Origin of the sequence: Hungatella hathewayi WAL-18680, assembly GCF_000235505.1 — a bacterium.
GTDB lineage: Bacteria > Bacillota > Clostridia > Lachnospirales > Lachnospiraceae > Hungatella_A > Hungatella_A hathewayi_A.
The window spans coordinates 1,497-12,296 of sequence record NZ_JH379030.1; the positions used below are offsets into that span (position 1 = coordinate 1,497).

Consider the following 10,800-nt stretch of genomic DNA (forward strand, 5'->3'; position numbering starts at 1 on the left):
CTCACCCGTCCGCCGCTAAGTCACAACTGAATCCATCCGAAAACTTCATCAAAAGTGCTTCGCTCGACTTGCATGTGTTAAGCACGCCGCCAGCGTTCATCCTGAGCCAGGATCAAACTCTCATGTTAAATGGTTGTTTAATCCGGGGTCAAAACTAACGTTAGCTAATTTTTTTCCCGTTTTACTTGTTGTTTGGTTCGTATACAATTACATTGTATTCGTTCTGAATTTTCTCATTCAAAGCCATGTCAAACGTGGCTTATTTATTAGAATTTTCAGGGTTTTACATACTGTTCAATCTTCAATTATCAAGGTTCGTTTTGTTGCTTTCTCGTTTCAACAGCAACTCGATAATCATATCATACTGTTTTAACTTTGTCAACAACTTTTTTCATTTCTTTTTCGACTTATTTCTAAGTTCTGTGCCCCGTTTTCGCGGGGCAAGAGTTATAATACCAAACCCGTACAGAAAAGTCAACAGCTTTTTACATATTTTTTACTTCTTTTTTCACTTCCTTCGGACACCCAAAATGCGCCTACCAGATATACCCTTATTTTCAATCTGAACCACTACATTTAGCATATACTCCACGGCACAGGGAAACAGGTCTTTACACCTGGCGCTTCCCCAGTTCTCCCATCACTTCGTTCAAACACCGAATCACCGTCCCACATTCTTCATCCGTCAGGTTCAGCGGGCTGAAATAGATAGCGGAATACCGGACCTCCGTGCCGATATAGATTCCCCGCTCCCGCATCATTTCCGCCACAAGCCTCACATCCTCCATCCGAGCCATGCGGCCGAAGGCCCGGCGGTACGTCTGACCCACAGGTCCCTCCTCCACCACAAAGGCTTCCAGCCCATCCAGCTTCTCCATGGCCTCCACCAGCCGCTCTACTCTTCTGTCCTGAAGACGTTTCTCCGCCTCGTGGTCCATTTCCATATAATTGTCGATGGCCACGCAGAGTCCTATCATGCTCTCTCTCGACGTTTTGCTGCCACGGCAGATTCCGTGCATGGGGGAGCCGAACCGGATACAGTCGCTGATAAAGGATTCCTTCCCCACAATCAGTCCGCTGGTCTGTGGTCCACACAGCGTCTTGCCGCCGCTGAATACCACCATGTCAGCCCCCATCTTTGTAAACTTCCACAGGTTTTCCACCGGCGGCAGCTGGGCGGCGGCATCCACAATCACCGGTACCCCCTTTCGATGGGCAATCTCCACGGTTTCTTCCAGACTTAAGGAGCCCCATTGATACTTGGCGGACGGGAAATAGACGACTGCCGCCGTCTTCTCATCGATATTTCCCTCCAAATCAAAAGCCAGCGTCTCATCCGCGTCCCCGATACAGCGGATGGAACCGCCTGCTGCCTCGATAGCCTTGTCGTAGCAGTTGTGCTGACAGGAGAATACCAAAAACTCCCGTTTCAGACCTTTCGTATCGGGCAGATGCATGTAGTTGTAATCACTCCTATCTGCCATACAGACAGCGGCGCAGAGCTGTACCGCCCCCGCCGCGCCGTTTGCAAGATAAGCCGCCTCATTGTGCGTCACTTCTGCAATATGTTTTCCAAGTCTGATTTGAAGGTCCTGAATGTCGACGAAACACTGTGATATCTGATTCATGGCCTCTTTCGTGTTTCCGGCCATGCGGCTGGCTCCGTAAAGAGTGATTGTGTCGTGTGCATTGATATAAGATTTGATTCCATACTTTTCCAGATAATCCACGTTTTCCTCTCTTTCTATATTAATTATAACGCCAGACCGGCCTCCGGGTCGGACTTGCTGTACTGTCTGTCGAGATAACCTCTTGGAAGCGGAGGCATGACCTCGAAGGTTGTCTCCAGCTGGCAGAATCGTCTCTGCTTTCCACTCTCAGCGATTTTGCAGAGAACCTCCAGCACGTGGCAGGCCATCTCCTTGTTGGCCCGGTTTTTCCGGTTAGTCCTCATGGACCAGGCCATCTCCGCCACACCGATCCCACGGCTGTCTTCCCCGTAGGCGTAGACCGGCGGCAGCACAAAGGGCTCCGTCTGTCCTTTCAACAGCACTTTCACATCCCCGCCAAACCGGTTAGGGTCCGGAAGATATAGAATTCCCTGGGTACCGTATAACACCACCTGCGGTTTTTCATTCTGGATGCTGTTGGAATTAAAATGAAGACTTCCCACCACGCCGCTCTCGAATTCCAGGGTTCCGACAAACAGGTTTTCACTCTCCACCGTGTAGGTTTTGCCAAATTCCTGTCCGTCGGTGAAATAATGAAGGCGCTCCGGCTTTATCGTTCTGGCAATCCCCGACACTTCCCTCACCGGCCCCAGCATGCTGAGCAATTCCGTCACGTAGTATACCGCCACGTCCATACCGATGCCTCCGCCGGCCTTTGCCGTGTAGGGGAAACGCTCCGCCATCACATTGCTGTCACGGTTTAACACGGCATAGCAGGAGGAAACCTCGCCAATCAGTCCGCTCTCCAACGCAAACCGGGCCGTCTGGGCCGCCGCGCCGAGAAAGGTGTCCGGCGCCGCCCCAAGATACAACCCTTTTTCGTCCGCCAGGGCCACCAGCTCTTTTCCCTCTTCCAGGTTCATCGCCATAGCTTTCTCCGTGTACACATGCTTTCCGTGATTTAACAGATTCTTGATAATGGAGTAGTGGGCGGACGGAGGAGTCAGGTTCACCACAATCTCAATCTCCTTGTCCGCCAGTATTTCCTCCATAGTCATTGCCTTGATGTGATAAGTTTCCGCCGTGCTTTTCGCCAGCTCCTCGTCCAAATCACAGCAACCCACCACGTCCAGAATCGAAAACTTCTCTATCATATTTCCTATATAAGTATCACTGATGACGCCGCATCCGATTACGGCTGTCTTTACGCCACTTACCATTGGTCTTCAGTCCTTTCTCTTCCTCTCACCGCTTCCCGCGCTTATGCTTATACCTCCAGGCCATTGCGCTCAATCACCTGGGAATACCAGTGCCCGCTCTCCTTCACAATCCGCTCCTGTGTCTTGAAATCCACATAGACAATCCCAAACCGGCTGTTGTAGCCGAAACTCCACTCAAAATTGTCATAGAAGGACCACACAAAATAGGCCGATACATTGACTCCTTCCTCTATGGTCTCATGCAGCACACGGATATGGCGTTCCAGATAATCCAGGCGGGCGTAGTCCTTCACCTCATAGTTTCCACTCACCACATCGTGGAAGGAGGTTCCGTTTTCCGTCACCACGATATTGCCCACGCCGTACTCCTCCTTCATCCGCTTCATCATCCGCTTGAAGCCCATCTCCGTCACCGGCCAGTTTCTGTCGTTTACCACGGAGTGGGGCAGATTCTCGATCACGAACTGAAGCGGCCACACCTTCTCGCTGTATTTCACATGGAAATCATTGTAGTAATTCAACCCGATGAAATCCAGCGGCTGGCTCATCAACTCCAGTTCTTCCTTCTGAAACTTAGGCAATACCACGCCCTGGGAGGTGTAGAAGTCAATCATATCCTGAGGATATTTCCCCAGCATAATAGGTTCGATAAACCAGCGGTTCAAGTAGCCGTCCGCCCGTTTCGCCGCCTCCACATCCTCCGGTTTCTCCGAAAATGGCAGGCGCCCCATCAGATTTAGCGCAATGCCGATTTCTCCGCCCTTCCCGCTCTCCCGGAAATATTTCACCACCAGTCCATGGCCTACGTACATATGGTAGGCGGCCGAAACCGCCGCGGAAAAGTCGTGGTAACCCGGCGCCTGTCTCCCCTCATAGTAGCCGAGAAACGCCGCACAGTACGGCTCGTTTAAGGTAATCCATTTCTTCACTCTATCCCCAAACCTGTCAATGCAGATGCGGCCAAATTCCAGAAAATACTCCGCCATCTGGGGATTCGTCCAGCCCCCTCTGTCCTGAAGCGCCTGGGGAAGGTCCCAGTGATAGAGGGTAACGTAAGGCTCAATTCCCGCCGCCAGCAGCTCGTCAATTAAGTTGGAATAAAACTGGATTCCCTTTTCGTTGACTTCGCCGTACCCTGCCGGCAGAATCCGGGACCAGGCGATGGAGAAACGGTAGGCTTTCATCCCCATGCGCTTCATCAGGGCCACATCCTCCCGATAGCGGTGAAAATGATCACTTGCCACGTCTCCATTTTCCCCGTTTGCCACGTTGCCGGGAATGGAACAGTATCTGTCCCAGATAGTCTCCCCTCTCCCGTCCTCATGAACGCCTCCCTCTATCTGATAGGACGACGTAGCGCACCCCCAGATAAATCCTTCCGGAAATTGTATCTTTCCCATGGTAAATTCCTCCTCTGATTTCCTCTATTCGTCACGCTCCAGCAGCTCCACCACCATTTTCAAGCTGTCGGAGGCATCCAGGAAGCTGTATCTTCCGTCCGCGCGGCGGTACTCTCCTTTTTGAATCAGCTTCATGCCCCACTCTTCGCAGCGCTCAATGTTCATCTGCATTCCCTTCACGTTGAATGCCAGATGATGCAGGCCCTCCCCGTGTTGCTCCAGCTGCTCTCTCCATGCGGACGGCGCTTCGTTTGGCTGAATCAGCTCCATCTGAAGGTCGCCGAAGTAGAAAAAGCACATAGAGCACTGGGCCTCCGGCGCCGGCTCTCCGCGGTACTGTGTCTTTGTCACTTCGTACTCTCCGCTGTTGATGGTAGGCGGCTCCTCCACACCAAAAAATCTCGCAAACTCTTTTTTTGTCTTCTCTATGTCTTTCACAATAAACCCAATCTGTGCCAGACGTGTATCTTCTAATAAACTGCCCATCGTCATCATTCTCCCATTCTTATTTCATTTTGTTTACTTCCAATTCTCTGCCCTGCTTTTGCAAGTTTTTCTGTCCCCTTAGCTCCAGATTCTGTCCAGGGATACTTCCCCGTTCCAGTCATCGGTGGACATCCAGATATCTTTTTCCTTTATTGGCCCGTGTTCCCGGATCATGTCCTCGTTCAGGGACACGATTCCAAGTCCCGGCGCGTCCGTCACGCTCATAAAGCCCTGCTCCATCATGGGCTTCACCGGCCCGTTGATAATATCCTCCCACCAGGAGGAGTCAAAGGCGTCGTATTCCAGCGCAAAGAAATTCTCGCTGGCCGTCGCCATATGGGCCGCCGCCAGACTGGCAATGGGGCTCTCACACATATGTACCGCCATGGACGCCCCGTATCTGGCCGCCAAATCTCCCAGCTTCTTGGTCTCCAGGATTCCGCCGGAGGTGAGAATATCCGGATGGACCATGTCAATGCCCCCCGCCGCCAGCAGCGGCTCAAAGTTCTCCGCCAGGTAAATGTCCTCGCCGGTGGCCAGCGGCGCGGTGGTGGACTGTTTCAGTATCCGGTACTGCTCCGTCAGATACCAGGGAAGCATATCCTCCAGCCAAGCCAGATTGAAACGCTCCAGCCGCCTCGCTATCTTTATCATGTCGTTTAACGGAAAATGGCCAAAATGGTCGATGGCCAGCGGCACTTTATAGCCGATTACCGAGCGGATTTCTTCTATATAAGATTCCAGACAGTCCAGTCCCTGCTCCGTCACATGCATGTTGGTGAACGGGTGGGGAATCCGGTTAAAGTCATAGAGCTGTCCGTTTACTCTGGAAATCTCGGCCTGACTGCCGTAAAGAGCCACGTTTCTGGCCTTCTCTTCCACCGCCCGAAGCTGCTCCACCCAGTCGAGGGGGCCGCAGTAATTGCCCTCCTGGGCCATCAACAGCTCCACGCTCAACAGCTTCAGCACCGTGAAGCCCTTGTCCATGTAGCCTTTCAATACATTTCCCACGTCCTTCGGGTCCATGATTTTCCCGGTGAAACGTCCTTCTTCTATATGAGTGTCGCCGTAGAGGCGGACCTTGTCGCGAAACCGTCCGCCTAACATCTGGTAGACGGGAACGCCGTACACCTTGCCGGCCAAATCCCACAGGGCCAGTTCCACGGCGCAAACGCCGGATGACTGGCGGGCCGGACCTCCGAACTGTTTTATCTTTCGGAACAGCCGGTCCACCTCGCAGGGATTCTCCCCCACAAGCCTGCTCTTTAGCAGCTTCACATAGGAAGCGCTGGCGCCGTCCCGCATTTCCCCGTAGCCGCTGACGCCCTGGTTGGTATCTATTCGAATCAGGTGACAGCCCCACGGCGGCAAATCCACCTTGCATATCTTGATATCCGTAATTTTTAATGTTGACGGGCTGGATGATGTCCGGATATGGTTGAATATCTCGGAATAATCCATTGTTTTTGTACTATCCATTCTATCCTCCTACATTTCACTTCCGGCCTTCCACACTTAGTGCCCGGCCCTTAACCTTTTACCGCCCCATCGGAAAGTCCCTGGACAAAATACCGGTTGCACAGCAAAAACAGCGCCAGTACCGGCAATGCCACCAGTGCGGCCGCAGCCATGGTCGCGCCCCAGTCCACCGCAAACTCGCCGGCAAACGCATTGATCGCGATGGGCAGTGTCCTGGTCTTGGTGGACATGCTCAGATTCATGGCAAACAGGAATTCCTCCCAGGCATTGATAAACGTATAGATCGCCACGGATATCAGCCCCGGCTTCGCAATTGGCATCACCACCAGAAACAGCGCGCCGAAGCCGGTGGTTCCATCAATCTTGGCCGCTTCCTCCAGTTCCTTCGGCACTCCCTCAAAGAAGGAGCTGAGCATAATCACCCCCATGGGAATCGTCAGCGCCATATCCGCCACTATCATGGAGAAATGGGTATCCAAAAGCCCCAGCTTTGTAAATACGGAATACAGCGGGATAATGATGACCACTCCCGGCACCATCTGTCCAAACAGCAGCGCCACTTTCATCAGTCCGTGGCCTTTAAACTGATATCTGGCCAGCCCGTAACCTGCCAGCACCGAGAAAAACAGGGTCAGCAACACCACGCAGGCCGTGATAAACGCACTGTTAAAAAATGCCCGGAACATCTTGGAATTGCCCAGCACCTTCAAATAGTTTCCGAAGGTCGGATGGTCCGGAATGATCTCCGGAGGCATGTCAAACAGCTCCGTCACGTCCTTGATGGACGTGGATATCATCCAGATGGCCGGAAAAACCGCCACCACAATCATCAGCAGAAGGATGGCATAGATGAGAATATTGACTGCCAAATCCCGTTTTGTTTTTCTGTTCATCACGCATCCTCCTTCTTGTTCGTCGCCCGCAGATAGATAAAGCTGATTGTCATGGACAGCACAAAAAGTATGGTGCTGGCCGCGCTGGCTTTACCGAAATCGTAGTTGGAAAACGCTTCTTTATAGATATACATCGCCATGACCTCGGTGGAATGGGCCGGTCCGCCCTCCGTCAAGGTGTAGACAAATGTAAATGCATTCAAAGTCCATATGGTCAGCAGCAGAATCACCGAATAGCAGGCCGGTGCGATGGCGGGCCAGGTGACTGCCTTGAAAATGTTGAACCGGTTGGCGCCGTCTATGACCGCCGCCTCTTTTAATTCCTTGGAAACGCCCTGCAAAGATGCCTCTATCATCAGAAGCACAAAGGGAAACATTTTCCAGACATTGACCGCTATGATAGCCGGCATGGCCGTGGATGTGCTGGAGAGCCACATCTTGTTCTTGTCAATCAGCCCCAGAGTCTGAAGCACAAAGTTGACAATGCCGTAGTCCGCGTTGTACATCCATTTCCAGACAGCGGAACCGATGACGCTGGGCAGCACCCAGGGTATCATCAGCAGAATTCTGAGAACCGTCTTCCCTCGAAGCTCCGCATGGTTCAACAGCAGCGCCACCAGGAAACCGACGCTGAACTGGAACACCACGCTGCCGAAGGTCCACACCGCGGTATTGACGATGGAGCCCACAAATATCTTGTCGCCAAACAGACTGACATACTGCGCCAGACCGGCGAACTCCGGTTTATCCATAAACAGGGTGTTGCGGTAAAATCCTGTTATGATGGTGTAAACCAGCGGATAGAACATGACAGCTATAATCACTACCATAGCAGGTATCACATATAATGCTCCTGATTTTTTTACGTTCCGTATCATTCTTCGTTCTCACCCTATCCTTTAAAATGCGGGCAGGCTCATCCCCTGGCCTGCCCGCGTGTCTTTGATTCTACTGCGCCAGCAGTTCGTTTACTTTGTCCGATGCATCCAGAATGGCGGTTTTAGCGTCCTCGGAACCTGCAAGAGCCAGCTGGATATTGTCAAAAATCGTCTGTCTGATGGGAACGATGGCTCCCACGGCCGGTAATGCTTTCGCATACTGGAGCGCTTCTTTGTTGGCGTCCATAATTGAGGCGTCGTAGTCCGCAAACCGTGCGGCCGGCTCCCCGGTACCGGTAAAGGTATTGGTGTACATGGATGCAATCTCGGTGCTGGTCAAAAACTCCACAAATTTGGCGGCTGCCTCTTTGTTCTTGGAGCACTCGGAGATACCTACGGACCATCCGCCGAGAATGGTTTTCCGCTCGCTGTCATTTCCGGTCGGTACCATGGCACACGCAAAGTTCAAATCCGGGTTGGCCTCCGCAATGGTCTCCGCGTCATAGATACCGGTTAAGTACATCGCCACTTTTCCGCTGGCGAACAAGGTACGGTTCTCCACATTGCTGTTCTCCAAGTAGCTGGCCGGTGCATACTGCTTTAGCTGGTCGTAGAGTTCGGCGGCCTGGATGGCGGCCTCGGTGTCAAGAGCGGAAGCCTTGTTGTCATCCGTCAGAATATCGCCTCCCAGACAGCGGAGCATGGTGATGTACTGGAAGGAAACATTGCCGTAGTTGGCGCCGCAGATGCCGTAACCGGCCTTATCATCCTTGGTGCAGGCGGCCGCTATCTCAAGAACATCGTCCCATGTCTTTGGCGGCTCCGTGAATCCCGCCTCCTTCAGCATATCCACATTGTAAAACAATACGTAGGTCTCACTTCTGAATGGAATGCCGTATAAAGAACCGTCGATGGTGGAAGCGTCGATGGCTCCCTGCACGTAATTGCCGGTGTCAATGTTGTCCTTAGCCAGGTACTCGTCAAGCGGTTCCAGCAGTCCGGCATTTCCAAAGGTGGTAATCCAGTCCAGAGCGCATGCCACCACATCCGGCGCTGTTCCGTTCTTTAAGGCCAGGGTGTATTTGTCGGACATGCCGTTATCCACCTGGAACTCTCCCTCTACGGTTATCCATGGATACTTTTCTTCAAATGCCTGTTTCACCGGACCAAATGCATCCTCGTTCCAGTTGCCGTCCCAGAATGTGATGGTCACCGGCTCCTGATTCTCCCCATCGCCGGCTTCGGCGGCCGTTGTCTTCACTTCTCCCGCTGCGGCTGTTGTAGCCGGTGTCTCCGTCTTGCTGCCACATCCTGCCAGCATGGATACTGCCAATACTGCGCTAAGCCCTGCACTTAACATTTTTTTCACGATTCATTTCCTCCTTTTGCGCAATTGTTTTGCTTTTCTTTTGATTTTAGTTTCTGATAAATCGTTTTCACGCGCTGCGTGAGTTTATAATAGCCCTATTCCCGACAAATGTCAACATATTTTTTATTTTTTCTCAAATATTTCAGCATTTATTAAGCAACTTGCACATATTTATAAATCTTGTTTTGATAAATCGTTTTCACAACATCGCATACTTTCTTCTTGCATAATCGTTTTATGCGTGATATGATGGAGTTAAATAAATCGTTTTCACAAATATGGAGGTTTTAACTTTGGTTACTGTTAAAGATGTGGCTCAACATGCCGGCGTGTCACCGGCCACCGTATCCCGCGTGATTAATATGGCTGAAAACGTATCACCAGATATTCGGGAGCGGGTACAGTCTTCCATTAAAGAATTGGGGTATTATCCCAACATTGCGGCCAGGTCCCTGGTGAAACGCCATATGGGCTCCATTGCGGTGCTCATCCGGAACCTGCACTCTCCCTTCTATACGGAGCTTATCCGTGGAATGGAGGAGGGCTCCATGGAGACGGACAGGACCGTGGTCTTTTGCAGTATTGGGAAGGAGCAGGAATTCCGGGATAAGAGCATCCAGTTTCTCACCAACGGCGTGGCGGACGCTATCATTCTCTACGGCTCCCGGTTTACGGACGGGCCAATTATTGAGCGGCTGTACGCCTCCCATTTCCCCTTCCTGCTGGTGGAGAACAATTACCAGACGCTGCCGGTCAACCAGCTGCTCATCGACAATACGGGAGGGGCCCGCTCAGCCATTGAATACCTGATTTCTCTGGGACACCGGAGGATTGCCCACTTTATGGGAGACCCCAACAAGAAGGTGAACCTGGACCGTTTTAACGGATATACGGAAACCATGCGGATACACGGGCTGTCCATCGGGGCGGCGGATATCACCAATATCTATTCGGATTACGATTTGGCTTACCAGGCGGCCTTTGATTTGATGGGGCAGACCCCGGACACACGGCCTACGGCGATTTTCTGCAGCAATGACCGGATAGCGCTGCGCTCCATCCAGGGAATTATGGACGCCGGATATTCGGTTCCTGGGGATATCTCGGTGATGGGATTTGACTGCCAGACCAACTATGAACTGCCCTATGACGGGCCGGCCATCACCAGCGTAAAACAGCCGCTCTATGAGCTGGGGCGGGACAGCATCCGGTATCTCACCGATATTCTGGACAACAAGGAACAGACGCCGCTCATCAAGACCTATGGGACGGAGCTGGTTATCAAGGGAAGCGTGGGAGAAGCGCCGGCGCAAGGAAGGCCGGTAAACAGATAAAGATAAGTAGATAACATGTCTGCCAAGGCCGGCTCGTGCGCCAGGGCGGACATGTTCCATGACACAAAAAA

The 10,800-nt window shown here is 52.1% G+C and carries 9 protein-coding genes; 1 reads left to right on the top strand and 8 read right to left on the bottom strand.

Going from position 1 to position 10,800, the window contains the following annotated elements:
• Positions 1-611: 611 nt before the first annotated feature.
• The 8 genes from HMPREF9473_RS23835 to HMPREF9473_RS23870 all read right to left on the bottom strand — a co-directional run bounded on the left by HMPREF9473_RS23835 (position 612) and on the right by HMPREF9473_RS23870 (position 9,386).
• A complete protein-coding gene (locus HMPREF9473_RS23835; RefSeq protein WP_006782789.1) occupies positions 612-1,730 on the bottom strand; it encodes an aminotransferase class V-fold PLP-dependent enzyme in 1,119 nt (372 codons plus the stop codon).
• A gap of 23 nt (positions 1,731-1,753) precedes the next feature.
• Complete coding sequence (locus HMPREF9473_RS23840) at positions 1,754-2,890, bottom strand: Gfo/Idh/MocA family protein (RefSeq protein ID WP_006782790.1); 1,137 nt, start codon at positions 2,888-2,890, stop codon at positions 1,754-1,756.
• A gap of 47 nt (positions 2,891-2,937) precedes the next feature.
• Complete coding sequence (locus HMPREF9473_RS23845; protein WP_006782791.1) at positions 2,938-4,290, bottom strand: GH1 family beta-glucosidase; 1,353 nt, start codon at positions 4,288-4,290, stop codon at positions 2,938-2,940.
• A 24-nt stretch (positions 4,291-4,314) separates the two neighbouring features.
• A complete protein-coding gene (locus HMPREF9473_RS23850; protein WP_006782792.1) occupies positions 4,315-4,776 on the bottom strand; it encodes a VOC family protein in 462 nt (153 codons plus the stop codon).
• Positions 4,777-4,854: 78 nt separating this feature from the next.
• Positions 4,855-6,255, bottom strand: coding sequence for a mandelate racemase/muconate lactonizing enzyme family protein (locus tag HMPREF9473_RS23855; RefSeq protein WP_006782793.1), 1,401 nt, complete (start codon positions 6,253-6,255; stop codon positions 4,855-4,857).
• A 50-nt stretch (positions 6,256-6,305) separates the two neighbouring features.
• Positions 6,306-7,148, bottom strand: a complete 843-nt coding sequence (locus HMPREF9473_RS23860) for a carbohydrate ABC transporter permease (RefSeq protein ID WP_006782794.1) — start codon at positions 7,146-7,148, stop codon at positions 6,306-6,308.
• Positions 7,148-8,026 (bottom strand): carbohydrate ABC transporter permease, encoded by an 879-nt coding sequence (locus tag HMPREF9473_RS23865; RefSeq protein ID WP_034860105.1) that lies wholly within the window; start codon positions 8,024-8,026, stop codon positions 7,148-7,150. The genes HMPREF9473_RS23860 and HMPREF9473_RS23865 overlap by 1 nt, the downstream gene beginning before the upstream one ends.
• A gap of 70 nt (positions 8,027-8,096) precedes the next feature.
• Positions 8,097-9,386, bottom strand: coding sequence for an ABC transporter substrate-binding protein (locus HMPREF9473_RS23870; protein ID WP_034860148.1), 1,290 nt, complete (start codon positions 9,384-9,386; stop codon positions 8,097-8,099).
• Positions 9,387-9,688: 302 nt separating this feature from the next.
• Here HMPREF9473_RS23870 and HMPREF9473_RS23875 point away from each other — a divergent pair, with 302 nt between their 5' ends.
• Positions 9,689-10,729, top strand: coding sequence for a LacI family DNA-binding transcriptional regulator (locus HMPREF9473_RS23875; RefSeq protein ID WP_006782797.1), 1,041 nt, complete (start codon positions 9,689-9,691; stop codon positions 10,727-10,729).
• Positions 10,730-10,800: the final 71 nt, after the last annotated feature.